Origin of the sequence: Agrobacterium fabrum str. C58 (genome assembly GCF_000092025.1) — a bacterium.
Classification (GTDB): domain Bacteria; phylum Pseudomonadota; class Alphaproteobacteria; order Rhizobiales; family Rhizobiaceae; genus Agrobacterium; species Agrobacterium fabrum.
In genome coordinates, this window is the sequence record NC_003062.2 from 209,463 (window position 1) to 234,324 (window position 24,862).

The 24,862-nt window shown below is 57.3% G+C and carries 26 protein-coding genes and 1 tRNA gene; 14 read left to right on the forward strand and 13 right to left on the reverse strand.

The window, feature by feature from the left end; genetic code table 11:
- Positions 1-122: 122 nt before the first annotated feature.
- Positions 123-1,619 carry a CoA-acylating methylmalonate-semialdehyde dehydrogenase gene (locus ATU_RS00980; protein ID WP_035256080.1) on the reverse strand — a complete coding sequence of 499 codons (1,497 nt, stop codon included), beginning with the start codon at positions 1,617-1,619 and terminating at the stop codon, positions 123-125.
- Between the two features lie 198 nt (positions 1,620-1,817).
- Between ATU_RS00980 and ATU_RS00985 the strand changes: the two genes are divergently transcribed.
- The 8 genes from ATU_RS00985 to pncB all read left to right on the forward strand — a co-directional run bounded on the left by ATU_RS00985 (position 1,818) and on the right by pncB (position 8,956).
- Positions 1,818-2,108 carry a putative quinol monooxygenase gene (locus ATU_RS00985; protein WP_035256082.1) on the forward strand — a complete coding sequence of 97 codons (291 nt, stop codon included), beginning with the start codon at positions 1,818-1,820 and terminating at the stop codon, positions 2,106-2,108.
- Complete coding sequence (locus ATU_RS00990) at positions 2,105-2,986, forward strand: LysR family transcriptional regulator (RefSeq protein ID WP_010970728.1); 882 nt, start codon at positions 2,105-2,107, stop codon at positions 2,984-2,986. The genes ATU_RS00985 and ATU_RS00990 overlap by 4 nt, the downstream gene beginning before the upstream one ends.
- A gap of 116 nt (positions 2,987-3,102) precedes the next feature.
- On the forward strand, positions 3,103-4,029 hold the full coding sequence (locus tag ATU_RS00995; RefSeq protein WP_169539081.1) for a DMT family transporter: 927 nt from the start codon (positions 3,103-3,105) through the stop codon (positions 4,027-4,029).
- Positions 4,030-4,319: 290 nt separating this feature from the next.
- Complete coding sequence (locus ATU_RS01000) at positions 4,320-5,426, forward strand: DUF475 domain-containing protein (protein WP_010970730.1); 1,107 nt, start codon at positions 4,320-4,322, stop codon at positions 5,424-5,426.
- Between the two features lie 364 nt (positions 5,427-5,790).
- Positions 5,791-6,135, forward strand: a complete 345-nt coding sequence (locus tag ATU_RS01005; protein ID WP_010970731.1) for a MarR family transcriptional regulator — start codon at positions 5,791-5,793, stop codon at positions 6,133-6,135.
- A gap of 18 nt (positions 6,136-6,153) precedes the next feature.
- Positions 6,154-7,005 carry a C40 family peptidase gene (locus ATU_RS01010; protein ID WP_010970732.1) on the forward strand — a complete coding sequence of 284 codons (852 nt, stop codon included), beginning with the start codon at positions 6,154-6,156 and terminating at the stop codon, positions 7,003-7,005.
- Positions 7,006-7,100: 95 nt separating this feature from the next.
- Positions 7,101-7,460: a hypothetical protein gene (locus ATU_RS01015; RefSeq protein ID WP_010970733.1), complete on the forward strand. Its 360-nt coding sequence runs from the start codon at positions 7,101-7,103 to the stop codon at positions 7,458-7,460.
- Positions 7,461-7,651: 191 nt separating this feature from the next.
- Positions 7,652-8,956, forward strand: coding sequence for a nicotinate phosphoribosyltransferase (gene pncB, locus ATU_RS01020; RefSeq protein ID WP_010970734.1), 1,305 nt, complete (start codon positions 7,652-7,654; stop codon positions 8,954-8,956).
- Positions 8,957-9,014: 58 nt separating this feature from the next.
- Here pncB and ATU_RS01025 read toward each other — a convergent pair whose 3' ends face one another.
- Positions 9,015-10,409, reverse strand: a complete 1,395-nt coding sequence (locus ATU_RS01025; protein WP_006310059.1) for a leucyl aminopeptidase — start codon at positions 10,407-10,409, stop codon at positions 9,015-9,017.
- A 142-nt stretch (positions 10,410-10,551) separates the two neighbouring features.
- On the opposite strand from ATU_RS01025, the gene ATU_RS01030 reads away from it, so the two are divergent.
- Positions 10,552-11,376: a tetratricopeptide repeat protein gene (locus ATU_RS01030; protein WP_010970735.1), complete on the forward strand. Its 825-nt coding sequence runs from the start codon at positions 10,552-10,554 to the stop codon at positions 11,374-11,376.
- Between the two features lie 63 nt (positions 11,377-11,439).
- Here the strand turns inward: ATU_RS01030 and ATU_RS01035 are convergent, their stop codons facing one another.
- The 9 genes from ATU_RS01035 to ATU_RS01075 all read right to left on the reverse strand — a co-directional run bounded on the left by ATU_RS01035 (position 11,440) and on the right by ATU_RS01075 (position 20,356).
- On the reverse strand, positions 11,440-12,426 hold the full coding sequence (locus ATU_RS01035; protein WP_006310061.1) for a type II secretion system F family protein: 987 nt from the start codon (positions 12,424-12,426) through the stop codon (positions 11,440-11,442).
- Between the two features lie 9 nt (positions 12,427-12,435).
- On the reverse strand, positions 12,436-13,440 hold the full coding sequence (locus ATU_RS01040; protein WP_010970736.1) for a type II secretion system F family protein: 1,005 nt from the start codon (positions 13,438-13,440) through the stop codon (positions 12,436-12,438).
- A 14-nt stretch (positions 13,441-13,454) separates the two neighbouring features.
- Positions 13,455-14,930 (reverse strand): TadA family conjugal transfer-associated ATPase, encoded by a 1,476-nt coding sequence (locus ATU_RS01045; RefSeq protein WP_010970737.1) that lies wholly within the window; start codon positions 14,928-14,930, stop codon positions 13,455-13,457.
- 33 nt (positions 14,931-14,963) lie between these two features.
- The gene (locus tag ATU_RS01050) at positions 14,964-16,247 is read right to left on the reverse strand and encodes a CpaE/TadZ family protein (protein ID WP_010970738.1); all 1,284 of its coding nucleotides are present in this window, start codon (positions 16,245-16,247) and stop codon (positions 14,964-14,966) included.
- Positions 16,248-16,281: 34 nt separating this feature from the next.
- The gene (locus ATU_RS01055) at positions 16,282-16,974 is read right to left on the reverse strand and encodes a CpaD family pilus assembly protein (RefSeq protein WP_035256089.1); all 693 of its coding nucleotides are present in this window, start codon (positions 16,972-16,974) and stop codon (positions 16,282-16,284) included.
- 56 nt (positions 16,975-17,030) lie between these two features.
- Positions 17,031-18,614 (reverse strand): type II and III secretion system protein family protein, encoded by a 1,584-nt coding sequence (locus ATU_RS01060; RefSeq protein WP_010970740.1) that lies wholly within the window; start codon positions 18,612-18,614, stop codon positions 17,031-17,033.
- The gene (gene cpaB / locus ATU_RS01065; protein ID WP_006310067.1) at positions 18,611-19,417 is read right to left on the reverse strand and encodes a Flp pilus assembly protein CpaB; all 807 of its coding nucleotides are present in this window, start codon (positions 19,415-19,417) and stop codon (positions 18,611-18,613) included. Before cpaB ends, ATU_RS01060 begins: the two co-directional genes overlap by 4 nt.
- A 133-nt stretch (positions 19,418-19,550) precedes the next feature.
- Positions 19,551-20,063, reverse strand: coding sequence for an A24 family peptidase (locus tag ATU_RS01070; protein ID WP_006310068.1), 513 nt, complete (start codon positions 20,061-20,063; stop codon positions 19,551-19,553).
- Between the two features lie 101 nt (positions 20,064-20,164).
- Entirely contained in the window at positions 20,165-20,356 is a 192-nt protein-coding gene (locus tag ATU_RS01075) for a Flp family type IVb pilin (protein ID WP_006310069.1), read from the reverse strand.
- A 443-nt stretch (positions 20,357-20,799) separates the two neighbouring features.
- Between ATU_RS01075 and ATU_RS01080 the strand changes: the two genes are divergently transcribed.
- Entirely contained in the window at positions 20,800-21,183 is a 384-nt protein-coding gene (locus tag ATU_RS01080; RefSeq protein WP_010970742.1) for a pilus assembly protein N-terminal domain-containing protein, read from the forward strand.
- A 186-nt stretch (positions 21,184-21,369) separates the two neighbouring features.
- Here ATU_RS01080 and ATU_RS01085 read toward each other — a convergent pair.
- Positions 21,370-21,456, reverse strand: a tRNA-Leu gene (locus ATU_RS01085).
- Positions 21,457-21,575: 119 nt separating this feature from the next.
- Positions 21,576-21,881, reverse strand: a complete 306-nt coding sequence (locus ATU_RS01090; protein WP_010970743.1) for an Rdx family protein — start codon at positions 21,879-21,881, stop codon at positions 21,576-21,578.
- Positions 21,882-22,018: 137 nt separating this feature from the next.
- Between ATU_RS01090 and ATU_RS01095 the strand changes: the two genes are divergently transcribed.
- From ATU_RS01095 to ATU_RS01110, 4 genes are all read left to right on the forward strand, one after another.
- A complete protein-coding gene (locus ATU_RS01095; RefSeq protein ID WP_010970744.1) occupies positions 22,019-22,468 on the forward strand; it encodes a DoxX family protein in 450 nt (149 codons plus the stop codon).
- A 136-nt stretch (positions 22,469-22,604) separates the two neighbouring features.
- The gene (locus ATU_RS01100) at positions 22,605-23,303 is read left to right on the forward strand and encodes a type 1 glutamine amidotransferase (protein ID WP_035256093.1); all 699 of its coding nucleotides are present in this window, start codon (positions 22,605-22,607) and stop codon (positions 23,301-23,303) included.
- An 87-nt stretch (positions 23,304-23,390) separates the two neighbouring features.
- Positions 23,391-23,579: a YegP family protein gene (locus ATU_RS01105; RefSeq protein ID WP_010970746.1), complete on the forward strand. Its 189-nt coding sequence runs from the start codon at positions 23,391-23,393 to the stop codon at positions 23,577-23,579.
- A gap of 182 nt (positions 23,580-23,761) precedes the next feature.
- Positions 23,762-24,859 (forward strand): glycoside hydrolase family 25 protein, encoded by a 1,098-nt coding sequence (locus ATU_RS01110; protein ID WP_010970747.1) that lies wholly within the window; start codon positions 23,762-23,764, stop codon positions 24,857-24,859.
- Positions 24,860-24,862 lie beyond the last annotated feature (3 nt).

Consider the following 24,862-nt stretch of genomic DNA (forward strand, 5'->3'; position numbering starts at 1 on the left):
GACAATAGCTCTAATTGAAATATATCTGGTTAAAAAACTTGAATAAACTATTTGTACTTGTGCTAAAAAAGCCCCGCTGCAACAACAGCGGGGCTTTTTATCCTGTCTACCGGCTTTCCGGCTTATTTCATCGTCGGCATGACGAATTCGGCACCGGACTTGATGCCGGACGGCCAGCGCGAGGTGATCGTTTTGGTTTTCGTCCAGAACTTGATGGAATCCGTGCCGTGCTGGTTGAGATCGCCGAAGCTTGAAGCCTTCCAGCCGCCGAAGGAGTGATAGGCGAGCGGAACCGGGATCGGAACGTTGATGCCGATCATGCCGATATTGATACGGCTTGCGAAGTCACGGGCAGCGTCGCCGTCACGGGTGTAGATCGCGACGCCATTGCCATATTCGTGCTTCATCGGCAGTTCCAGCGCATCTTCGTAGTTCTTGGCACGAACGACGGACAGAACCGGTCCGAAAATTTCCGTCTTGTAGATGTCCATGTCGGGGGTGACGTGGTCAAACAGGCAGCCGCCGACGAAATAGCCATCCTCATAACCCTGAAGTTTGAAATCACGGCCGTCGACCAGCAGCTTCGCACCCTGCTCGACACCGCTGTCGATCAGGCCCCTGACGCGCGTCTGGGCTTCCTTGGTGACGAGCGGGCCCATATCGGCCTTGTCGTCTGTGTAGGGGCCGATTCTGAGGCTTTCGATCTGCGGAATGAGCTTTTCGACAAGACGATTGGCCGTATCTTCACCGACCGGAACCGCAACGGAAACGGCCATGCAGCGCTCGCCGGCCGAACCGTAACCAGCGCCCATCAATGCGTTCACGGCCTGATCGAGATCGGCATCCGGCATGATGATCATGTGGTTCTTCGCGCCGCCGAAGCATTGCGCGCGCTTGCCGTTCATGGCGGCGGTGCCGTAAACATAGCGGGCGATCGGCGTCGAGCCGACGAAGGAGACCGCGCCGATATCCGGGTCGGTAAGGATAGCGTCGACAGCACCCTTGTCGCCGTTGACGACGTTGAGCATGCCAGCCGGAAGGCCGGCTTCGATCATCAGTTCGGCAAGCCGGATTGGCAGCGACGGATCGCGCTCGGAAGGCTTGAGGATGAAGGCATTGCCACAGGCGATCGCCGGCGCGAACATCCACATCGGGATCATGCCGGGGAAGTTGAACGGGGTGATACCCGCGCCGATGCCGACCGGCTGGCGGATCGAATACATGTCGATGGCAGGGCCGGCGCCTTCGGTGAACTCACCCTTCTGCAGATGCGGAATGCCGCAGACGAATTCGCAGACTTCGAGGCCGCGGATGATATCACCCTTGGAATCCTCGACGGTCTTGCCGTGCTCGCTGGAGAGAAGAACCGCAAGCTCGTTGAGGTCGCGGTTCAGAAGTTCGACGAACTTGAAGAAAACGCGGGCGCGGCGCTGCGGGTTGGTGGCGGCCCACTTCGGCTGTGCCGCCTTGGCGCTTTCCACGGCGGCGCGCAGCTCGGCGTCGCTTGCAAGCGCGACAGTTGCCTGCACTTCGCCGGTTGCCGGGTTATAGACATTCGATGTGCGGCCGCTGGCGCCCGGCACATGCTTGCCATTAATGAAATGACCGATTTCCTTCATGGGTAATCCTCCGCGATTTTTTGATGGGTGCAGCATTGCACTTGAATTTGTACAAAGCAATGAACTCGGATAAGAAACCGTTGTGCGTAAATTAAAGTACGATAAGTGTTTTGAGGCGTTTCCTGATGTCCGATAGCGGCGAGTTCGCCGACCAAAAAGAAAGTCAAAAAATTGGCGAGCGATGAACCCGTCGTGAGGATGGCTGAAATAGAGATCGATCCGACCCATCTGGAAGCCTATCGCAGATTGCTTGCAGAGGAAATCGAGGCTTCGGTCCGTCTCGAAAATGGCGTGCTTGCGTTAAACGCTGTGGCGATCAAAGGCAGCCCGGAAAAGCTTCGCATCCTCGAAGTTTATGCGAACCAGGCGGCATACGAGGCTCATCTGCAGACGCCGCACTTCCTGAAATACAAGGAGGGTGTGGCGGGAATGGTGACATCGCTCACTTTGATCGAGGTTGAACCCGTAATGATGCGCAGCAAGCCATGAATTGGGATGACGTCCGCATATTCCTTGCCGTTGCCCGTTCCGGGCAGATACTCGCCGCATCGAAACGGCTTGGACTCAACCATGCAACGCTTTCGCGGCGATTGACGCTGCTGGAGCAGGCGCTGAAGACCCAGTTGTTTATCCGTCGGACGAATGGCTGCGAAATGACCGAGGAGGGTCAGCGGTTTCTGGGTGCCGCCGAGCGCATGGAAACCGAAATGCTGAATGCCCAGGCAAATCTCGGACGGGTCGATACGGCGGTGGCGGGAACGGTGCGCATCGGCGCGCCAGATGGCCTCGGCGTCTCCTTCCTCGCGCCACGGCTCGGCCGGCTGACGGCCCGTTACCCCGACCTGAAAATCCAGCTCGTGCCCGTGCCCCGGTCCTTCTCTTTGTCGCAGCGCGAGGCCGATATCGCCATCACCATCGAGCGGCCGGAGCAGGGCAGGTTGATGTTTTCGAAACTGACAGATTATTCGCTGGGCCTCTATGCCTCCGCAGATTATCTGGCCGACCACGGAACGCCTGACGATGTCGAGGCGCTGAAGCGTCACCGGCGGATCGGATATGTGGAGGATTTGATCTTTTCACCCTCGCTCAATTATACTGGCGAGATCATGCGAGACTGGGACGCGGCCTTCGAAATCTCCAGCGCCACCGGCCAGACGGAGGCGGTGCGGTCGGGGGCGGGGATCGGCATCCTGCACAATTACATCGCCGGGCAATATCCCGAACTTATGCGGATCATGCCACATCTCGGTATCAGCCGCTCCTACTGGACGGCCTATCACGAATCCGCCCGCCAGCTGGTCCGTGTCCGCACGGTCGTCGATTTTCTCCAGGAACTGGTCGCGGAAGAGCGGCGAATCTTCATCTGACATCCGCCTGTTGATCTATTAGTACTATTAATTGCTGATGGCAGGTCGTTCCGGGCTTGACAAAGGGCTGCTGGCTGGACGACCAATGCAGCCATTGGGAGAAATCGGAATCTAACATGTCGACTATGATAAGAAAGCTTTCGCCGACTGGCCTCGGCGTGGCCGTCATGCTGCTTGGAATGCTGCTTTTTGCATTGAACGACGCCATGGGCAAATGGCTGGTATCAACCTATAGCCAGGGTCAGGTCATCCTGATCAGAAGTGCGGCAGCACTTGTCATTCTCGTTCCGATCGTCTGGAGAGCCGGCCTTTCCGGCCTCGTGAATGTCGAGCGGCCCGGCCTGCAGGTCGCGCGTGTGTTCTTCTCGACGGCCGAACTTTTCTGTTTCTATTTCGCAGTGGCGAGCCTGCCGCTGGCGGATGTCATGACCTACTGGCTGGCGGCTCCCATTTATGTGGCCGCTCTGGCGCCGTTTCTGCTCGGAGAAAAGGTCGGTTGGCGCCGCTGGACGGCCATCGCCATCGGTTTTGTCGGCGTTCTCATCGCGCTCAAACCCAGCTCGGCAAGCCTCACCTCCGCAGCACTCTTTTCCATTCTCGGCAGCGCGGCCTTCGCCTTTATGATGTTGTCAGGCCGCCAGCTGCGCAACACGCCGGATACGGTGCTTGCCTTCTGGCAGATCATCGGCGCAGGGCTTGCGGGCATCGTTGCGGTATTCATGACCCCATCCGGCTGGCTGCCGGTCCAGTCCAGCTTCGACCTGGCGTTTCTGAGCCTGCTCGGCGTGGTCGCCATGGCGGCGCATGTGCTGGTCAACCGGGCCTTGAAGCTTGCCGACGCCGCCACCGTCGCGCCGCTGCAATATACCCTGCTGCTCTGGGCGGTCATCTTCGGCTGGCTGTTCTTCAACGATGTGCCGCAGACCAGTATCGTTGTCGGTGCAGGCCTAATTGTTTTTTCCGGCCTTTATATTTTCTTCCGCGAAAATACACTCAAGCGACGCCGCGACGCGGCCGACAGACTGGCTGCGGAGCAGGTTTGATCTTTCTAGTTAGTCTTGGTCACAATCACGGGACTTGACGAAGGCGTGATCTTCAGGAAGTAAGAGAGGGCCCTGCGATAATTTGTCTCGTATGGGCAGAGGAAACAAAGGTGCCGGGCCCCTCTGGCGAGAGTTTTACGGCGCTCTCGTGATGTCGGTACCGCCTGCAAATTGGCCGGCGGATTAAAAACTATGAAAAACCTGAATGTGCTTCGCGCGCGTGCTTTTTGCGTGCGGCCTGACGCTCTACGTCGGTCCGCGAACCTGCTCGTCATCGCAGGAGACCGGACATGAGCGCCGCCCAGAAAACCACGCTTTCTTACTTCAAATGGGCATTTATCGTCACCGTCGTTGGTCTGATCCTCGGCGGTTACCTCGGCTGGGAAATGACCGGCACGATCGGCGGCACAGCGACGATTTTCTTCATCTGCGCGGTGCTTGCCGTGCTGGAAATCTCGCTGTCCTTCGACAATGCCATCGTCAACGCCAACAAGCTCAAGGACATGACACCGGTCTGGCAACATCGCTTCCTGACCTGGGGTATTCTCATTGCCGTTTTCGGCATGCGAATTGTCTTCCCGTTGCTCATCGTCGTCGTTGCCGCCAATGTCGGCCCCTGGACGGCGCTTGTGATGGCGGCCACGCAGCCGGAGCGTTATGCGGAAATCATGCGTGACGCCCATCTGCCGATTGCGGCTTTCGGCGGCACCTTCCTGATGATGGTTGGTCTCAACTTCTTCTTCGACCATGAAAAGGATGTCCATTGGGTGCGCTGGATCGAGGAAAAGGCTGCGACCTATTCTTCCGTCAAGGGCATCGAGATTGCCTTCGTTCTTATCGTCATGCTGGTGTTTTCTCGTATCATCGGTGCCAGTGACAACCCGGAACTCGGTCCGGTCGCTGCCAACACCTTCTTCCATTCGGCGATCTGGGGTCTTTTGACCTTCCTGCTGGTGGAAGTTGTCGGTGGTATTCTCGATCGCAGCCAGGAAATGCTGGAAGGCGCGGCCAAAGGCGGTTTCGGTGCGTTTCTTTATCTCGAAGTGCTGGATGCCAGCTTCTCCTTTGATGGCGTGATCGGTGCTTTCGCACTGACGCAGAACCTCTTCATCATCGCCATCGGCCTCGGCATCGGCGCCATGTATGTGCGCTCGATGACGATCATGCTGGTGGAGAAGGGAACGCTGGCCGAATACCGCTATCTGGAACACGGCGCTTTTTACGCGATCCTGATCCTGTCGGTCATCATGTATGTGCAGACCATGTTCCATATACCGGAGGTCATCACCGGTCTTGGTGGCGCGACCCTGATCGGCATTTCGCTCTGGTCATCGATCCGGCATAACCGGCAACAAAGTGCCGGTACCGCAGATGCGGCGCGCGGTGCGGAAATCTGATCCACAACGATCCTCGCCTTCCGCCGTGGTGGCGGAAGGCAGTTTTTAAGCATCATATCTCCTGTTGCCTGTTTTTGTCGCTATTTTCTCCTTGAGGGAAATTTGCCCATAAAAGCGGATGTTTGTTCCAAGTTATTGTTTTACCTGAATTTTGTGCGTTGCAATAAAACTGGCACGCTTCCTGCATCTCATCTGGCAAGTCCAGAGGGGACGTAAAAGCCCGGAAAACCGGTCTATAACGCCGCCGCGCCGCGCGATCTTTAAAGGTCTGCGCCGCGCGGCGGTTTTGTTTGTGCGGTTGGTTCTTGAGTTTTCCATTGCGTTGGATGAAAACAGTGGAACAACGACGGGAAGGGTCACCTGCTTGCCTGCACAATTGTCACCCACGGAGGCCTTGGGCCTCTGGCACCGTGTATCCACGGCGCAGGTCATTGACGATCAGCCGGATTTGACCTTGCGTCAGACGGCCATTCTGCTGCAGATTTATCTCGTGCCGCCGCCGCATACCGTTCGGGGTCTCGCCGCCATGCTGGGGGTCACCAAACCGGTCATCACCCGCGCACTCGACAGTCTAGGCGCGCTGGGATTGGTCGACCGGGTTCGGGATGAGCGGGACAGGCGCAATGTCGTGATAAAACGCACCGTGGCCGGTGCGCTTTATCTGGAAAAATTCGGCGATCTGATTATTGATCAGGCGCGCAAGATCTAACCCCTGGATGCGAAACCCATGATGCTCGACCGCCGCCTGAATGTCTTCCGCCCCGATCTCGCCGATGCGAAACTGCAGGGTGTGGTAGAGGCCGAACGTTTCGTCAGCGGTTCGCCCGCACAGGTCACCGCACCGGTCATTGGCCTGCGGCCGACCCCCGATCTCGCCACCGGTATAGACACCGAGCTGCTCTGCGGCGAAACGGTGCGCGTTTTCGACAGGGCAAATGGCTGGGCCTGGGTGCAGGCGGATGTGGATGGCTATGCCGGTTATGTGCCGGAAACGGCGATCGGCAATGTTGTCGCCGCCACGCATCAGATCATCGCACCGCGCACATTCCTTTATCCTTCGGCCGAGTTGCGCAAACCGCCGGTCGCGGCGCTATCCATGGGCAGCCTGATCCGTATCGTCGGTGAGGCGGAGACCCGCGGCACCCGCTACCTGATGACCGAAAAAGGCGAGGGCATCATTGCCGCCCATTGCCGGGCCTTGGATGCGGCACTTGAAGAAGACTATGTGGCGGTGGCTCTGCGTTTTATCGAGACACCCTACCTCTGGGGCGGGCGCTCCGGCTTCGGTATCGATTGTTCCGGCCTCGTGCAGCTTTCCATGGCGATGACCGGCCGCCGGGTTCTGCGCGACACGGATATGCAGGTGAAGTCGCTGGGCGTGGAAATCGAGCGTGATGAGTTGCGTCGCGGCGATTTCGTCTTCTGGAAGGGCCATGTCGGCCTCATGGAAAACGAGGAAACGTTGCTGCATGCCAATGGCCACACGATGAATGTCGCCCGCGAAAATCTCGATGCGGCCATCGAGCGCATCGGCTGGCTTTATGAAAAGCCGACGGCTTTCCGCCGCCGGGAAGGCTGAGACGGCGGCTTTCACGACATTGTGCCCGCCCGGCCCTTTGTGCGAGAGCCCCCGACGGCCTACATCGGTTGGATGATGGTACGGGATTGGCACGGATGAAGACACGAACGGCGACACGACTGGCAGCGATCCTCACGGCGGCCTTGCTGAACACATCGGCCGAGGCGCAGACCGTTTTCCAGAATGGTTTTGCCCCTGCGCCGGATGCTTATGCAAACCTGCCCGGCGTCAAGGACCCGCGAACGCTGCAGCCCAAGGTCCGTTATAACTGCCATAGCGAACTCGGCGTGACGGGATACTCCCGAGGTCCCTACCGGGATGTTTTCGGCAGCCGTGGGCTTCCTGTTCAGGGGTATCGCTGCACCGATGAAAACGGCATTTCCAGTTTCGGTGGTAAAAATCCCATCTCCAAGGACTGGTATCCCGGTATCAACCCTGTCGATCCGACCTTCTGAAGCGGTTTTGCCCAGCTGCGTTTGCGGAAAATCGTCCATCAGGAATGAGAGGAACCATTTGCCGCTGCCGGCGCTCTGGACTTGTCGTCGCTTTTTCAGATAAATCTTCTGCGTGACAGGTTGATACCTGCCGGGGTGCGGAGTGACATCGGCTATTTTTTGACCTTTGGCCGATATTGGGGAATGCAAGTATGACGAAGACCGATATAGCCACCCGTGTCCACAATCATACTTGGAAGCTAGACCCGATCGTCCGCAGCCTGATTGATACAGATTTCTACAAGCTGTTGATGTTGCAGATGATCTGGAAACTCTATCCGGAAGTCGACGCGACGTTTTCCCTGATCAACCGCACCAAGACTGTGCGGCTGGCGGAAGAGATCGACGAGATGGAACTGCGCGAGCAGCTCGATCATGCGCGCACCCTGCGTCTCTCCAAAAAGGAAAATATCTGGCTTGCGGGTAATACGTTTTACGGCCGCTCGCAGATTTTCGAGCCGGAATTTCTCTCCTGGCTTTCCAGCTATCAATTGCCGGAATACGAGCTTTTCAAGCGCGACGGGCAATATGAGCTGAATTTCCATGGCCGCTGGATGGACACGACACTCTGGGAAATCCCGGCGCTGTCTATCATCAACGAGCTGCGCTCGCGCAGCGCCATGCGTTCGCTCGGTTATTTCACGCTGGACGTGCTTTATGCCCGCGCCAAGGCCAAGATGTGGGAAAAGGTCGAGCGGTTGCGTGAACTGCCGGGGCTGCGCATTTCCGATTTCGGCACCCGCCGCCGCCATAGCTTCCTGTGGCAGCGCTGGTGCGTCGAGGCGCTGAAGGAAGGCATCGGCCCTGCCTTTACCGGCACGAGCAATGTCCTGCTCGCCATGGATTCCGACCTCGAAGCCGTCGGCACCAACGCGCATGAGTTACCGATGGTGGTTGCCGCACTGGCGCAGACGAACGAGGAACTGGCCGCCGCCCCCTATCAGGTTCTAAAGGACTGGAACCGGCTTTATGGCGGTAACCTGCTGATCGTGCTGCCGGACGCCTTTGGCACGGCGGCGTTTCTTCGCAATGCGCCGGAATGGGTGGCTGACTGGACGGGCTTTCGCCCCGACAGCGCGCCGCCCATTGAAGGCGGTGAAAAGATTATCGAGTGGTGGCGGAAGATGGGCCGCGACCCGCGCACGAAGATGCTGATCTTCTCAGATGGTCTCGATGTCGATGCCATCGTCGATACCTACAGGCATTTTGAAGGCCGCGTCCGTATGAGCTTCGGCTGGGGCACCAACCTCACCAATGATTTTGCCGGCTGCGCGCCGAAGACCATTGCCAGCCTCAAGCCGATTTCCATCGTCTGCAAGGTGAGCGATGCCAATGGCCGCCCAGCGGTGAAGCTCTCGGACAATCCGCAAAAAGCCACTGGCGATCCGGCCGAAGTGGAACGGTATCTGAAGTTCTTCGGCGAGGAAGACCACAAGGAACAGAAGGTTCTGGTGTAAGGCAACCGGGCGCTCCCGTTAAGGAAGCGCCCTTCAAATCTGTTCTCGATTCACCAGACTACTTCGCGAATTGATGTGCGATGTAATGGAAGAGCGCGCGGATACCCTGTGCTTCCCCGCCAATCGACGAATGGTGACGCTCACTCAGCGACCAGCCGTAGATGTCGAAATGCGCCCAGCGCTTGGTATTGGTGACAAAGCGCTTCAGGAACAGGGCAGCGGTGATCGATCCGCCCATGCCGCCTGAAGGCGCATTGGTGATATCGGCTGCGCGCGAGCGGATATCCTTGTCATATCCCATGTAAAGCGGCATGCGCCACAGCGGGTCATCCGTATCGATGCTGGCTTCCGCGATATCATGCGCCAGATCCGCGTCATCTGTGTAGAAGGGCGGCAGATCGGGACCCAGCGCCACACGCGCGGCACCCGTCAGCGTTGCCATGTCGATCATCAGGTCCGGCGCATCCTCATCGGCATAAGCGAGCGCATCCGCCAGAACGAGACGACCCTCCGCATCGGTATTGTCGATCTGTACCGTCAGCCCCTTTCGGCTTTTATAGATATCGCCAGGACGGAAGGCATTGGCGGAAATGGAGTTCTCGACCGCCGGCACGAGAACGCGCAGATCGACCGGCAGCTTTGCATCCATGATCATCAGCGCAAGGCCGAGAACATTGGCGGCGCCACCCATATCCTTCTTCATCAATGCCATGGAGGCCGCAGGCTTGATGTCGAGACCGCCGGTGTCGAAGCAGACGCCCTTGCCCACCAGTGTCAGTCGCGGATTGCCTTTTTTGCCCCAGTTCATCTCCAGAAGGCGCGGTGCGCTCTCACTGGCGCGGCCAACGGCATGGATGAGCGGGAAGTTTTCTTTAAGCAGATCATCGCCCGTCGTAACGTTCACCTTGGCCTTGTAGTGGGCGGCAAGCGCTCGGAAGGCAATCTCGAGCTCGTCCGGCCCCATGTCATTGGCCGGAACATTGATGAGGTCGCGCGCAAGGAAGACACCTGCCAGAACGCGCTTGATCTCGCCATCTTCAGCGTCCTGCGGAATGAGAAGCTTTGCCCCGCTGGTCTTGGTGGTCTTGTATTTGTCGAAGCGGTAGCTGCCGAGGCCGAAACCGAGCGCGAGGCGATTGGCCGTCAGGGGCGCGGTTTCGATGTGCCACTCGCCCTCCGGCAGCTCACGGGCGAGTTTCCCGGTGATGAAGGGAACTTCGGAAGGATTGCCACCAAGGCCGAGCAGCACACCGCCCAGCGATCCATCAGAGGAGGGAACGAGCAGGACGGCGCCGGCTTCCGCCTTGAACCCCGCCTTTTTCGCCCAGTCCAGAGCGACCGGGTCTATGGCACCCTGTTCGATATGGGCTGGCGTGACGGCAAAAACCGGCAATGTGCTGCCGGCCTTCGAGCTGAAAGGGGTGGGGCGTTCGATGAACTGATAGGGCGCCATGGTATGCTTCCGTAAATGTCGAGAATCGGTGCGATTAACGCTCTGTTAGGGTTAACAGATTATTGCTTAAGCGAAAGTTGCGTCATGTGAGTCTGTCGTGTGTCGGGCGCAAGATCGATCATTCTCGGGCGGGGGCGCTGCCATGACTGCATTTTCTTTGGGTGAGACACGCCGGACAGGGTTGTTGCGGGGTGCATGTCTTGCAGCGCTGGTTTTGGCTGTTTCCGGATGCGCGAGCACCAACAAGCCGGATCGCATGTCCACCGGCTCCATTCCCGCCGCCACGCGTTCTTATGACCACCTGAACATGGAGCAGCTTCGGCAGGCGGAAGAGACCGCCGGCAAAGCCTATGAACGTAACCCCAAGGACAGGTCCGTCGGCATGAATTATGCCAGCGTGCTGATGATGACCGGCAAGAATACGCAGGCTCTCGCCGTCATGCAGCAGATCGCCATTGCCAATCCGGCCGACCGTGAAGTGCTTGCAGCCTATGGCAAGTCGCAGGCGGCTGCCGGCCAGCTGGAGCAGGCGCTTTCGACCATCCAGCGCGCACAGACGCCTGATCGTCCCGACTGGCGGCTCTACTCCGCCGAGGGTGCGGTGCTCGACCAGCTTGGACGGTCGAACGAGGCGCGTTCCAGATATCGTCAGGCGCTTGACCTCAAGCCGAATGATCCGAGCGTCCTGTCCAATCTCGGCATGTCCTATGTCCTGTCGAGCGATCCACGCACCGCTGAAACCTATCTGCAATCGGCCATTTCCCAGCCGGGCGCCGATAGCCGCGTCCGCCAGAACCTTGCACTCGTGGTCGGACTCCAGGGCCGCTTTGCTGAAGCCGAACGAATTGCGGTTCAGGAGCTCTCTGCTCAGCAGGCGCAGGCTAACCTGACTTATCTGCGTGCGATGCTTTCTCAGCAGAACTCTTGGCAGCAGCTGGCGAAGAAAGACCGCAAGCCGGCTGGTTGATGGGTTTTCTGAAACATTTGTAGTGCGGCCCGGCAGATAAATGATTGCTGCTGTGCGTAAACGTCAGAACGTATCGGCAACGCGAATGCCAGCTGGCCCGAGAATGACCGCGATTAGGACCGGCAGGAAAAATATGATCATCGGCACGGTCAGTTTCGGCGGCAAAGCGGCAGCCTTTTTCTCGGCCTCATTCATGCGCTCGTCGCGGCCTTCCTGCGCAAGAACACGCAGCGCCTGAGCGAGCGGGGTTCCATACCGTTCTGCCTGGATAAGAGCCTGCACCACACTTTTGACGCCGTCCAGCTGGGTACGCATACCGAAATTCTCAAGAGCCGTGCGCCTGTCCTGGAGGAAAGACAGTTCGGCCGTCGTCAGGATCATCTCCTCCGCCAGTTCAGGCGATTGCTCACCCATTTCCTCCGCCACACGACGCATTGCCGATTCCATTGACACGCCAGATTCGATGCAGATCAGCATCAGATCGAGCGCATCCGGCCATGCCCGCTTGATAGAGGCCTGCCGCTTGGTCATGCGGTTAGAGACATAGATATTGGGGGCGTAAAAACCGATATAGCCGAAAACAAGCACGGCCATCAGCCGAACGACAAAAGCCTTGTCAGCCAGGTTTCCGAGCACGAAAACCCAAGTGAATGCCACCGCCAGGAAAATGAACGGCAAGACGAACCGGGCGGCAAGAAATGTATTGAGCGCATTCTGTGAACGGAAACCGGCGGCACGCAGCTTGTTCATCGTGTTCTGGTCGGCAAGCGCTTCCCGAAGATTGAATTTTTCCACGATGCGCCGCGCGGATTTATTATTGTTGCCGCGAAGGGATGTTCTGCCGTCGCGGGTCACAGTCGCCAGGCGCTCGCGTTCGCGGCTGCGAATGAGTTCCCGTTCAGACGAAACGGCTTTCATGCGCTTGGCGAGGTCTTTCCGCTCCAGGAAAGGCATGATCAGCGTATAGAGGGTCGCGAAAACCGCGAGCGTCACGAGAATGGCTATGATCGTCTGCGGATCCGTCAGGCGGGAAAAAAGATCTCCTGTCATCGTCGCCTCTCAAATATCGAAGTTGATCATTTGACGCATAATGAAAATCCCGATGAGCATCCATATTGCGGATGCACCCAGAATGAGGTGTCCGCGCGTATCCGTGAAAAGTATCGAGAGGTAGTCCGGCGACGTGAAATGCACCAGCAGCATCACGATGAAAGGCAGTGCGCCAATGATGACGGCGGACGCTTTCGCCTCCATCGACAGGGCATTCACCTTGGCGCGCATCTTTCTACGATCTCGCAACACCCTCGAGAGGTTAGACAATGCCTCCGAAAGGTTGCCGCCTGCCTGTGCCTGGATGTTGATGACGATGCTGAAGAAGCTGACTTCGAAAAGCGGCATGGTCAGCATCATGCGCTCGATTCCCTGGGGAATGCCGATGCCGACCTGCTGCGCATCGACAACCCGCTGGAACTCCGTTTTTACCGGTTCCTGGCCGTCTGAGGCGATCAGTCGTACCGCATCGTTCAGCGGCAAACCTGATTTGATCGAGCGGCACATGACATCAAGCGCATTGGGAAACTCCTCAAGAAATTTTTTCTGCCGGCGTTTGAGGAGAAATGCCAATACCCAGCGCGGCAGTCCCAAAGCCGCGACGACGGCTATCGGGAGGGCGGTCAACAAGGACAGACCATAGATAAGTGAGATGAAAGCGGCACAAGCCGCCGCGCCGGCGCTCAGAAGGTGGAATTGCCGAACGGAAATTGTGAGCCCTGCCTGCACGAGTTTATCGCGCAGGCTGACATTCTTTGCTTTTTTTGCCTTCTCATTCTGTTTCTTTTCCATGTCCCGCAGGCTGTCCTGCATGGATTTGCGGCGCTTGCTGAGTTCCTGGACCCGGTCGCGCGCAGCCTTGATATTTGTATGATCCGTCTCTGCGGCCTGCACGCGCTTGAAGCGGCTGGTGGTCTTTTTCTCGACCTCTATCTGCTGGAAAAGAAAGGCATAGGCGAGCGCTCCTGCCGATATGGCGACGAGTACGGCCAGTAACACTATTGTCGGGTCCATGGCGGTCGCTTTCCTTAGGATGACTTTTCCATCTCATCGAGCGCGGCCGCCAGACGTTTATCTTCGCCGTAATACCGTGCACGATCCCAGAAATGCGGCTTGCTGATACCGGTCGATACATGCCTGCCGATCAGCCTGCCCTGCGCATCTTCGCCTTCGATCTCATATCGCATCAGATCCTGGGTGACGATGACATCGCCTTCCATGCCGATCACTTCGGTGATCTGCGTTATCCGCCGCGACCCGTCGCGCAGGCGGGCCGCCTGAATGACGACATCGATCGAGCCTGAGATGATTTCGCGCACGGTCTTGGCCGGCAGCGTGAATCCGCCCATGGCGATCATCGATTCGATACGGCTGAGGCATTCACGCGGCGTATTGGCGTGCAGTGTTCCCATCGAGCCGTCATGGCCGGTGTTCATGGCCTGAAGCAGGTCAAAAACCTCCGGTCCGCGCACTTCGCCGACGACGATACGCTCAGGCCGCATACGAAGGCAGTTCTTGACGAGATCGCGCATGGTGATTTCGCCTTCGCCCTCGATATTCGGCGGACGCGTTTCAAGCCTCACCACGTGCGGCTGCTGAAGCTGCAATTCTGCGGTGTCTTCACAGGTGATGACGCGTTCATCCTTGTCGATGAAGCTCGTCAGGCAATTGAGGAGCGTCGTCTTGCCCGAGCCGGTGCCGCCAGAGATGACGACATTGCAACGAACGCGACCGATGATCTTGAGCAATGTCGCGCCTTCGGGCGTGATCGCTCCGAAACGCACGAGCTGGTCGAGCGTCAGCTTGTCCCTCTTGAATTTTCGGATCGTCAGTGCAGGTCCGTCGATGGCGAGCGGTGGTGCAATGACGTTGACACGCGATCCGTCCGGCAGGCGGGCGTCGCATATCGGGCTCGATTCATCCACGCGTCTGCCTACCTGGCTGACGATGCGCTGGCAGATGGAGAGCAACTGCGCATTGTCGCGAAAGCGAATATCGGATTCGATAGTCTTGCCGCCGACTTCGATAAAGGTCTGACCGGAACCATTGACCATGATATCGGCAATGTCGTCGCGCGCGAGAAGCGGCTCCAGCGGCCCGTAGCCCAAGACGTCGTTGCAGATGTCCTCGAGCAGTTCTTCCTGCTCGGCAATCGACATGGCGAAATTTTTGATCGTGATGATATCGTTGACGATATCGCGAATTTCCTCGCGCGCGCTTTCGGCGTCGAGCTTGGCGAGCTGCGAAAGGTCGATGGTATCGATGAGGGCGGAAAATACCTGGCTTTTGGTATTGTAATAGTCTTCCGTGCGGGCGCGTTTTTTCTGTGAGAGTGGTGCGCCCGTCGTCACCTGGCGGGTGACGGGTGATTGGCCGGGCTCGAGCGTATCAGTGGCAGGAGAGCGAGGCTCAGACGCTGTCGCCACCTGCATGGATACCGCAGGTGCAACAGGTTCCAGCTTCGTGCTTCTGGCTGGGCCTTCAGGCCCGCGTTTTCCGAACATCGGCTTTTCCGTCTAAGGGCGCAGGCAGAAGGCCTACTTGCGCTTGAGAATATTCTTCAGTTTTTCCAGACCGCCGCGCCGGTTTTTGCGCAGCACGGAGCGGCCTGTGATGGTGTGTGCGATCTGCGAGAAGGTTTCCGCAGTCTGGGATTTTTCGTCCATCTCGCTGATCATACGGCCGCTATTGGCGGCATTTCCGAACAATTGTGCGTCGAAGGGGATGATCGCGATCGGCTCGATTTCCAAGGGCTCAAGAAAATCCGCCGGCGTAATTTCCGGACGTTTCGGCATACCGACCTGATTGAGAACGAGATGCGGTAACTTGTCGTTGGGTCTGAGCTTGATCAGCGCATCAAAGAGGTTCTTCGTGTTGCGTAGATTGGCAAGATCGGGAACCGCCGTAATGACCACCTCGTCGGCTTCCGCAAGGACTGCCCGGGTCCAGTCGCACCATTGGTGGGGAAGATCGAGAACAGCAACGGGTGCGCTTCGCTGCAAGACCTCGAGGATCGGCAGAAACGCCTGACGATCGAGATCATAGGTCCTGTCGAGAAGAGACGGTGCTGCCAGGAGCGACAGGTGGTCGGAACATTTCGTCAGAAGGCGGTCGAGAAAAACCTCGTCCAGTCGCTCCGGTGAAAAGACAGCTTCAGCCATGCCCTGGGCGGGATCCTGATCGAAATCGATATTGGCCGTTCCATAGGCAAGATCCATATCCGCCAGAATGGTTTCCGTGGAGAAGAGGCTAGAAATGCCAAAAGCGCAATTATGCGCGATGGTGGAGGAACCCACGCCGCCTTTGGCGCCGATGAAGGCGATGTTGCGGCCGAGCGGTTCGGCTTCCGGATCGACGAAGATCGCGGCGATCGAACCGAGCAGATCGGCCATGTTGACCGGTGCAACGAGATATTCGGAAATGCCGTTGCGGATGAGATCGCGATAAAGCGTGATGTCGTTGTGACGGCCGATAATGATGACGCGGGTGGAGGGATCACACACTTCCGCCAGCGGCGCGAGATCGTTCAGCAGTGATGCAGTCGCGCTTGCCGTTTCGAGAATGATGAGATTAGGCGTGGGCGATGCGGAAAACATCGTCGCCGCCGCATTGATATCACCTTTCGTCACCCGCAGGGTAACCCTGCTCAAGCGCCTGTCGCTCGACAGAGCTTCCATGACGGCCTGCATAGTGTCGCTGACGCAGAAGGCATGGATGGAGATACGCGGCAGGGGCCGCAGGCGATCCATATCCGAAGCGCGCAGCGGCGGTTCGGCTTCCGCGCCGCCGCTCAGCTTGATGTCGTATTCTACAGCGCTCATCGTTTTTCCTGCCGTGAGAAATGGTGGACCTGCATCAGTTTGTCGGTGCCGTCGCAGTACCGCTGCGATAGGTGTCGATGACCACCGCCCGGCGTTCGGCATCAATTGGGCTCATGCCGCGCGGGCCGACCAGATCCATGGGATTGGCGATCTGCGCTGCCAGATTGCTCTGTGAGGCGCATCCGAAGTTGTACCAGTTCTTGTTTGCGAAGGTATTGTCCGAAAGATCCTCAGGCCACTGGCCGCATTGGCCGGTCATCGCGGTAACGGCGACATAGCTCAGGCGGATGGGAGCGGAGTCGCCATTCGGAGAAGCGGCATAGCGCGTTTCCATGATCTTGCCTTGAGCCACACCCGCGCCGGAAAGCGTGGAGCGAATCTGTTTCGCCATTCTCGCTGCCGTTGCGGAATTGGGCGATCCCGAAGGCATCTGAATGTTGACGATACCCGTCGACATCGACGCATAATTCTGGGCGAAACCACGGACATTGTCTGCCATGGCCGTGGTCAACCGGCTGTCGCCTGCCGAAACCGGAATATCAAGCGAATGCTCGGCTTCCGACAAGGTGATAGGGTGGCGCGTGCGATAATCGTCGGGAATGGCGTTGGTGGTCATTGGGTCGCGTGCGCAGCCCTGCAGCAGGCCGGCAGCAAGCGCGGCAACGGCGATGAGGCCAGCCCTTCTTCCGGGCAGCTGGAGGGAAAAGGTGGAAGAGTTTTCCTGCATGACGTTTCCTGCCCGGATCGGGCTCGCTGTGGAGAGGGAACTGGGTGCGCGCGTCGTCATTTGTAGATGAACCCCACTGATCCCTGATAGGGAGCCGCCTGAACCTGATCCTTGCGGCCATAGACCTTGTTGACGCGGTTCATGAAATACATCGCCGCATCGTTTTCCGGGTTGAAGTTGTCATCCGGCCGGGCGATCTGGTTGCGGGCAACGGGACGCACCAGATAGGGCGTCGCGATGATGACAAGTTCCGTTTCGTTGCGCAGGAACTCCTTGCTGCGGAAAAGCGTGCCAAAGATCGGGATTTTTGACATGCCGGGAAGCCCGGACATCGCCTGCCGCACATTATCCTGGACAAGACCCGCAATCACGATCGATCCGCCGGAGGGAAGCTCAACCGTTGTGGAGGTCTCGCGCTTGCGCACCGACATGTAGGTCGAGCCGGGGATCGTTCGACCCCCATTTCCGGTTACAACGTTGCCTTCATAGGTAGGCTCGGAAACATTGGTCTCAATCTTGAGACTGATGCGGCCGGGTGAAAGCACGACAGGCTTGAAGTTCAAAGTGATGCCATAGTCGACTGTATTGGTCGTTCGTGTAATCGTCGGCCGTCCGGTTTCCTTGTCGATGTCGACTTCCTGCTCTGCGGCAAGCCTGAAATCACCTCCGACATAGAACTTCGCCTGCTCTCCGGAAATAGCAGTCAGGCTCGGCTCCGCCAATGTGCGCATGACGCCAGCCTGCTCCATGGCATTGAGATAAGAAGCAAATCTGAGGGAGCCCGAGCCAATTGCGCCGCTTGCAATCCTCGACGCGCCATCGATCGCATTGCCAAGATTAGACGGATTTGCAAATTCGAACCCATTGCCGCTTGTCGAGCTGCTGATCGAGCCGTTGAAACCGAGCTGTTTCAAAACCTGCCTGCTGACTTCCGCAACAGTGACTTTCAGCGTCACCTGATCTTCGCCTTCAATCGTCAGCATGTTGACGATTTGCGATACCTGTCGGCGCTCGGCAAAAATTGCCGCATCGCCGCCATTGTTGCCGCCCGTGAGCGATATGTTGCGTGTGGTGGCCTCGCCGCCCTTCAGAAAGGCGTCGGCAAGTTGCACCGCGCGTGCGGAATCCTGCGGCGTGCGCACCGATCCCGTGAGAACGATGTTGTCCGAGACGATTTCCACCTTGATGTCCGACTCGGGAATAAAGCGGCGGATATTCGCCTCCAGCCCCGAAATGTCGCGCTCAACCTCGAGATCGAGGCTGACGATTTCCCGACCACCATCACCAAAAATGAAGATGTTGGTCTGTCCCACCATTTTCCCGAAAAGGTAGATGCGTCTCGATGTTCGGGTCACAGCGTCGGCAAGGCTCGGGTCGGCAACGAGAATGTCGTGCGCATCTTCCGGCAGGTCGATGACGAGCGCCTTGTTCAGCCCGAGTTTAAGGCGCTTGCGAATGCCCGTGCCACTTTCGGTGATCCGAACGATGCTTGCGCTTTGCGCTTCCGCCTCGCTGGTGCGCAGAAAATCGGGAGAATGCCGGCCGGGAACGCCTGAAAAAGTCAGGCAGAATGCAAGCCCGCCTGCCATCGACGAGCGCAGATGGTGTTTGAAACGTTTTGTCATGAGCCCCCCGGTCATTGTGAGGCTCCTTGACCGCTCTTCACGATCGAGCCGGATTTGATCACCTGAATTTCCGGCTGGCCGGAACTTCCGCTGAGAAGATGGCCGGCCGAAAGCGTATCGTTTTCCTGCGCATCTGCGACTGAACGCAAGGCGAGCGTGAGACGGTCCGCCATCTGTTGCGCCACGGTTATGATCTTTGCCTGTTCGGGGGTCAGTTCGAGCGTCGCGGTAGCGCCGACCACGGCCGCTATGCCGTCTTCGCCTTCCTTGATCTGCTGGTCGATCGCCAGAACACGGACGTTGTTCAAAACATTTTCGGTCAGGAAGTTACCATTCTCGCCCTTGCGGACCATGATGACATCAACCCGGTCGTTCGGCAGTACGAAGCCACCCGCACCGGTCGAGACGGAAATCTCGGTAGCGACGGCGCGTTTGCCGGCGGGCAAAAGCGAAGACATGATGCGGGTGCTGGAATCGACCACTTTTTCCGGCCGGATCGGCTCACCTTCGAACAGGGGCAACCGCACGACCGTGCCCGCGAGCTCGGTGATGGCGTCGGGCCTTTTCGCTTGCGTTATGAAACTGTCGACCACATTGCCCTGTGGCCAGGGTGTCCAGCGCATGGAGCTGTCGTTCAGACGGCTGCCGACGGGCAGATTGACGGAAGAGATGAGAACGTTGACCGTCGGTTCTTTCTGGATAATCGTTTCCGCTTTTTCGATAACCTGCTTCGCGCCGGAAATCTGCATGGCGACAAGGCCGGCAAGACCGGCGGCCACCAGGGCAACGGAAAGAATGACGATACGCGACGGTTTCATGCTCGATCCTTGAGGGAATCAGATTCTTCTTCCCTTAGGATGGCGCTTGATTGGTATATTTATGGTTAATATTGTCCTGAAGTATGTGGTTAACAAACTTCTAATCGCTGGATAAAAATAAGAATTTTCGGAATTATAAAATACTGGCGATCGCTGCTTTGACGAGAGGAGCTTCGCCATAGGTTAGAAGCCCCGCAATCGCGATACCAATTCCGTAGGGAATTTTCTGCGCAACCATCAGGGAATCGGGAATGGGAATTCCGAAAGCCATGATTTCCTGTGACCGAGATCGCAGAAGCAGGATGCCGACTGTTAATGCTCCGCCGACCAGTGTTACGGCAAGTAGAAACTCTACCAGAGAAATGTTGAAACCGTACCACACTGCCGCTCCAGTTAAGAGCTTAGCATCGCCTCCGCCCATGACATTGGCGGCAAAAAGCGCGAAACAGCCAAGAAATACAATCAGTCCGCCCGCTAAACTCAAACCAAATGTCTGAAAATCCATTCCCGCGAAGGGAGCGATAAAAGCGAAAGACAATAAAAGCACGACGGTTATCACGTTAGGGATCGTCATGCTGAAAAGGTCATTTAAAGCAGCAAAACAAAGGCAAAGCGGAAGAATAAGAAAAATTGCCGCGACAATCATAAATAGCCTACCTTCGTTGACCTAGTGCTGCCGGCCACGCGAAAATGCAGGCAACGTCCGCACTTGTGTGGGGTCGTCACCTGCACGATGCTTTTCAATGATCAGACGCCGCCGGTCGAAGCCTTGGAGTCCGTGAACGACTTGCCAATAAAGGTAAATGTGTCCTTGAGCTTGCCGCCGAGCGTTGAAGCGCCGCCGATGATGGCGACAGAAATGAGGGCAGCGATCAAGCCGTATTCGATGGCGGTCGCGCCGGATTCGTCCTTGAGGAAACGAGCGAAAATCTTGGTCATGAGGTCTCTCCTAAATCTTGTTTGGTTCAGCACGCCGACAACTGTTCTCCGTTGTTCGGTTGCGTTCAAACTACAGCCGAGCGATTTCCAAGCGCTTAAAAAAAACGATTAACTCAAAGTAAACGGAAGGATGAGTTCCTCTTGGTAAATAAAAATTAAAAGTATTTTCTGCATTTTTATATTTGCGGATAAATAAGTGTATTTTAAGCCTTATCACTTTTCTCTTTTTTAGAAGTGCCGTTTCATGGAGACGCACATGTTCAGTTTTGAGGCGATTGAAGAGTGATGAAAATACCATCTCGTTACACGTGACGATCATCCGCATTGCGGATTCGTGCCATTTAACGCTTCATTCACTAAAACCGCGCATTCTGTGGCGCAATAAACTGTGCTGATAGTAAGCAAGGGCCAAACGCGTGTCATCCGGAAAACTGGCGAAAATCATGGTCGGCTTGTCCGTCTTCCTCGGGGCTGCGGCGCAGCCGGTTTTTGCCCAGGACGATATATTGCGCGTTTCGATGAATCACGCCCGCGTTCTCCGCCTCGACCGTCCCGTGAGCAAGGTTATCGTCGGAAACTCCAAGGTCGCTGATGCCACGGTCGCTGATGCAACGACCATCGTTCTAACCGGGCGCAGTTTTGGCACGACCAATCTTGTGCTTCTTGATGCCGAAGGCAATCCCATCGTGGATGAGCGCATTCTCGTCTCCATCGACGAGGGTAATACGGTTCGTGTATTCCGCCAGACGGAGCGCACGGTGCTGTCCTGTACGCCGAATTGCGAACAGCATTCGCAAAATAGCGGCGACAAGGACGCTCAGCCCTGACAGGGCACTTTTTGCATCATTCTGACATGATAGCAGGCCTTCCGATGGAAACGGAAGTCGCTCGTCTTCAGCTTTTCTGAACTTGAAAAAGACGAAAAAAGAAACATGCTTCCCGGCGTTTGCCGGTCGGCTATATGTTGCTTTTTTTCGGATAAGTATTTGATCTGGCTAAGATCAAAAATGGAATGGTGCCCAGAAGAGGACTCGAACCTCCACACCCTTTCGAGTACCAGCACCTGAAGCTGGCGCGTCTACCAATTCCGCCATCTGGGCGACGGAGAGCGATGTACGAGGGCAGCCGCCCGGTGTCAACAGACTTTTTGAACTTTTATGACGATCATTGATTTTAAAGGGAAAAAACTTAATCCGGGCTGTTGAAACATGTCGCCGGGTCAGGTGTCGAGGCCCTCGTGCTTCGTTCTGTCGACATGACCGAGGTCACGCTCCGGATCGATGAGGTCACGGATTCTCTGCTTGAGTTCTTTTGGACCGGGAAAACCGCCATCGCGTTTGCGTTCCCATATAATCGTCCCATCAACGGTGATCTCAAACAGACCGCCGGTCGAGGGAATGAGACTGACTTCGCCGATATCAGACGCGAAGGTTTGCAGGATTTCCTGCGCCATCCAGCCCGCGCGCAGCAGCCAGTTGCATTGTGTGCAGTAGCGAATGGCTATGCGGGGTTTGGTCTCGGTCATCCCTAAATCTCCTTCAGCGCAATGATGCTCACGATAATGTCAACTATAACACTCATGTTTTTACCGGGCGCGTGCTTGTTCTTATCATGTGGCTTTGCCAACAGAGAAGCTGTCGAAGGCTGAAACGTGGAGATCCTATGGCCCAGTTCGAGAATAATCGTCAGCGTCTTTTCGTTCCGGCGGTCGCGCCGCTTTATAATTCGACCCATGATCTGGTGGAGACCATTCTGCGCGTCGCGGCCGGGCTTCTTCTGGTGACCCATGGGTTTGGCAAGATCGTCAATCCTTTCGGCGCCGTCGGCATGGTGGAGAGCCTTGGCTTTCACCCAGGCGTCTTCTGGTCACCGCTGCTTGCCGCCACGGAATTTTTCGGCGGCATTCTTGTCGCCATCGGCCTGTTCACGCGGCCAGCATCTTTCGCGGCCATGATCGTGCTATTGGTCACGGTCTATTTTCACGGCATCGTAAAGGCGGAAGGCTTGGGCGGTGCGGAAAAATCGATTCTCTGGGCTGCGATTTTCCTGTTCTTCGCCGTGCGCGGCGGCAACCGTCATTCGGTGGACGCCAAGCTGACGCGTGAATTCTGAGGCTTAAAACGCCGCGCCGTCCGCTACCGCCTCAAAGACGATGCCGCGCTCTTGAAAATCGTTTTTTCCCGTGGTGAAGCTGGACTCAATTGGCAATTTTTGCCGATTGAGTCCATCGTCGTCGCCAAGAGGTCTTATGCGCGTTGCAATCATAGAAAACATGGCGGGCACGCCGCATGGACAAATTGGCGTCGCCCTGCGAGAGGCGGCGGCGGATATTCACATCATCCGCGCCTATGCGGGCGATCCTCTTCCTGAAGATGCGGACGACCATGATGCGCTTGTTGTTCTGGGCGGCGAACAGAATGCGGTAGATGATGTGCTTTATCCCTATCTTCCGGACTTGGCGCTTCTGATGAAGGCTTTCGGTGATGCGGGCAAGGCGGTCATGGGTGTTTGCCTCGGCAGCCAGTTGCTGGCGCGCGCCTATGGCGGAGAGAATATTCTCTCAGGCCCGCCGGAATTCGGTTGGCAGGATGTGTCCCTGACGCCGGAGGGCTTATCCGATCCGCTTTTGGCCGGGCAGCAGCAGAACTTCCCGATCTTTCAGTGGCATTGTGACACTTTTACGCTTCCGCCCGATGCCACGCGCCTTGCGACCAATGCCGCGACACAAAACCAGGCCTTTCGTATCGGACGGGCGGCCTATGGCACCCAGTTCCATTTCGAGGCTTCCACCGAGGTTGTCGACGAATGGTGTCGGAGATTTCCGGGTTCCGTCGAAAGAATGTCGCCCGGCTGGCTGGAAAATTACGGTGACCACCGTGGCACGCGGGCGCAGATGGCCGACATGACGGGTCTGGAAATAGCCCGCGCCTGGATTCGGCTGATCTGACAGCGGTGATTTTCGGTTGCGAATTGAACAGGTTCTGCTCAAGATTGCGACGGGTTCACTTCGATTTGCAACAGAGGCGCAAAGATCATGTATAAATTCGAAATCTATCAGGACAAAGCCGGCGAATATCGCTTCCGCTTCAAGGCATCCAATGGCGAGACGATGTTTTCGTCGGAAGGGTACAAGGCAAAGGCATCGGCTATCCACGCGATCGAATCGATCAAGAGAAACTCTGCCGGTGCCGATACCGTCGATCTCACCACAATGACGGCCTGAGCGCCGCCCTTGCGCGAGAACTCGAAGCGTTTCGCCTGTCATAAATGACGGGCGCATCGACAGGTGCCGGCGTAAAGATAAGATTCAGTCTTTTTTGATAATCTTCCGTTAGCATTTGTCTTTCGAGGTCTGCGGGTGGCGTCTGAGTGTCCCCCCCACTTTTGTTTTGCGTACGGGTTCTCATGCGTTCATCGGCTGTACCAGCACTTCTCTTCGGTTGCCTTCTGCTTGGCGGCTGCACGTCCAGTTCCGGGCCGGAAAGCCTGATGGCTGGCTTGCCGTCGAAGGAAACCACCAGTTCGGTCAAGCCATCGGCGCCGGTGCCGCAGGCAAGTGTCGGCACGCAGCCGATTACGGCTCAGCCACGGCAGGAAGTCCTGGCGTGGGGCGGGCCGGTGCCGGATGAGCCCAAGGCCTTTTCCGCCGTCACGCCGAAGGCATCCCTGCCGCAGAATGCGCCTGAAATCCGTCTGCCCGTTCCTTCGCAGACCGGAATGGTGCGACCGGCAGAACGGCCGATGGAGCGCCCGGTGCAATTGGCCATGGCTGCCGCTCCGGCGGCGAGCGCTGGCGCGCAGATCCGCTCCCGCATCTTCCGTTCCAGTTTCAGCGACGCCAAGCCCATCAATTTCGGCCGGGTTCAGCCGCGCCATTTCCAGGTCCATGGTGTGGATGTGTCCCGCTGGCAGGCGAATATAGACTGGCCGCAGCTGCGCACCCGCGGTGCGAATTTCGCGTTCATCAAGGCGACGGATGGCGGCGATCATCTCGATCCGATGTTCCGCACCAACTGGCAGCGCGCGAAGGAAGCAGGCATCCGCCGCGGCGCTTACCACTTCTTTTATTGGTGCCGCAACGCCAGCGAACAGGCGGACTGGTTCATTCGCAACGTGCCGCGCGATCCGGATGCGCTGCCGCCGGTCATCGACGTGGAATATAACGGTGAATCGAGCTGCAAGATGCGCCATTCCCGTGAACGCGTTTTGGAAAAGATGCGTGTCTTCATGGACAAGCTCGAGCGCCATTATGGTCAGCGGCCGATCATCTATACGGCGCCCGATTTCTACAAGGACAACCTCCAGGGCGAATTCCACGATTATCCCTTCTGGCTGCGTGCAGTCGCTCAGCACCCGTCAGCGGTCTATCCCGGTCGCAAGTGGCTATTCTGGCAATATTCCGGCTCCGGCCTGTCGCATGGCGTCGATGGCCGTATCGATCTCAATGTCTTCAACGGCAGCGAGGAATCCTGGCATCGCTGGGTCGATCGTCGTTCGAGTTGATGA

Coding starts and splice junctions, on each gene's coding strand:
- ATU_RS00980 (WP_035256080.1), bottom strand. CDS start 1,619: ATGAAGGAAATCGGTCATTTCATTAATGGCAAGCATGTGCCGGGCGCC.
- ATU_RS00985 (WP_035256082.1), top strand. CDS start 1,818: ATGGCTGAAATAGAGATCGATCCGACCCATCTGGAAGCCTATCGCAGA.
- ATU_RS00990 (WP_010970728.1), top strand. CDS start 2,105: ATGAATTGGGATGACGTCCGCATATTCCTTGCCGTTGCCCGTTCCGGG.
- ATU_RS00995 (WP_169539081.1), top strand. CDS start 3,103: ATGTCGACTATGATAAGAAAGCTTTCGCCGACTGGCCTCGGCGTGGCC.
- ATU_RS01000 (WP_010970730.1), top strand. CDS start 4,320: ATGAGCGCCGCCCAGAAAACCACGCTTTCTTACTTCAAATGGGCATTT.
- ATU_RS01010 (WP_010970732.1), top strand. CDS start 6,154: ATGATGCTCGACCGCCGCCTGAATGTCTTCCGCCCCGATCTCGCCGAT.
- ATU_RS01015 (WP_010970733.1), top strand. CDS start 7,101: ATGAAGACACGAACGGCGACACGACTGGCAGCGATCCTCACGGCGGCC.
- pncB (WP_010970734.1), top strand. CDS start 7,652: ATGACGAAGACCGATATAGCCACCCGTGTCCACAATCATACTTGGAAG.
- ATU_RS01025 (WP_006310059.1), bottom strand. CDS start 10,409: ATGGCGCCCTATCAGTTCATCGAACGCCCCACCCCTTTCAGCTCGAAG.
- ATU_RS01030 (WP_010970735.1), top strand. CDS start 10,552: ATGACTGCATTTTCTTTGGGTGAGACACGCCGGACAGGGTTGTTGCGG.
- ATU_RS01035 (WP_006310061.1), bottom strand. CDS start 12,426: ATGACAGGAGATCTTTTTTCCCGCCTGACGGATCCGCAGACGATCATA.
- ATU_RS01040 (WP_010970736.1), bottom strand. CDS start 13,440: ATGGACCCGACAATAGTGTTACTGGCCGTACTCGTCGCCATATCGGCA.
- ATU_RS01045 (WP_010970737.1), bottom strand. CDS start 14,930: ATGTTCGGAAAACGCGGGCCTGAAGGCCCAGCCAGAAGCACGAAGCTG.
- ATU_RS01050 (WP_010970738.1), bottom strand. CDS start 16,247: ATGAGCGCTGTAGAATACGACATCAAGCTGAGCGGCGGCGCGGAAGCC.
- ATU_RS01055 (WP_035256089.1), bottom strand. CDS start 16,974: ATGCAGGAAAACTCTTCCACCTTTTCCCTCCAGCTGCCCGGAAGAAGG.
- ATU_RS01060 (WP_010970740.1), bottom strand. CDS start 18,614: ATGACCGGGGGGCTCATGACAAAACGTTTCAAACACCATCTGCGCTCG.
- cpaB (WP_006310067.1), bottom strand. CDS start 19,417: ATGAAACCGTCGCGTATCGTCATTCTTTCCGTTGCCCTGGTGGCCGCC.
- ATU_RS01070 (WP_006310068.1), bottom strand. CDS start 20,063: ATGATTGTCGCGGCAATTTTTCTTATTCTTCCGCTTTGCCTTTGTTTT.
- ATU_RS01075 (WP_006310069.1), bottom strand. CDS start 20,356: ATGACCAAGATTTTCGCTCGTTTCCTCAAGGACGAATCCGGCGCGACC.
- ATU_RS01080 (WP_010970742.1), top strand. CDS start 20,800: ATGGTCGGCTTGTCCGTCTTCCTCGGGGCTGCGGCGCAGCCGGTTTTT.
- ATU_RS01090 (WP_010970743.1), bottom strand. CDS start 21,881: ATGACCGAGACCAAACCCCGCATAGCCATTCGCTACTGCACACAATGC.
- ATU_RS01095 (WP_010970744.1), top strand. CDS start 22,019: ATGGCCCAGTTCGAGAATAATCGTCAGCGTCTTTTCGTTCCGGCGGTC.
- ATU_RS01100 (WP_035256093.1), top strand. CDS start 22,605: ATGCGCGTTGCAATCATAGAAAACATGGCGGGCACGCCGCATGGACAA.
- ATU_RS01105 (WP_010970746.1), top strand. CDS start 23,391: ATGTATAAATTCGAAATCTATCAGGACAAAGCCGGCGAATATCGCTTC.
- ATU_RS01110 (WP_010970747.1), top strand. CDS start 23,762: ATGCGTTCATCGGCTGTACCAGCACTTCTCTTCGGTTGCCTTCTGCTT.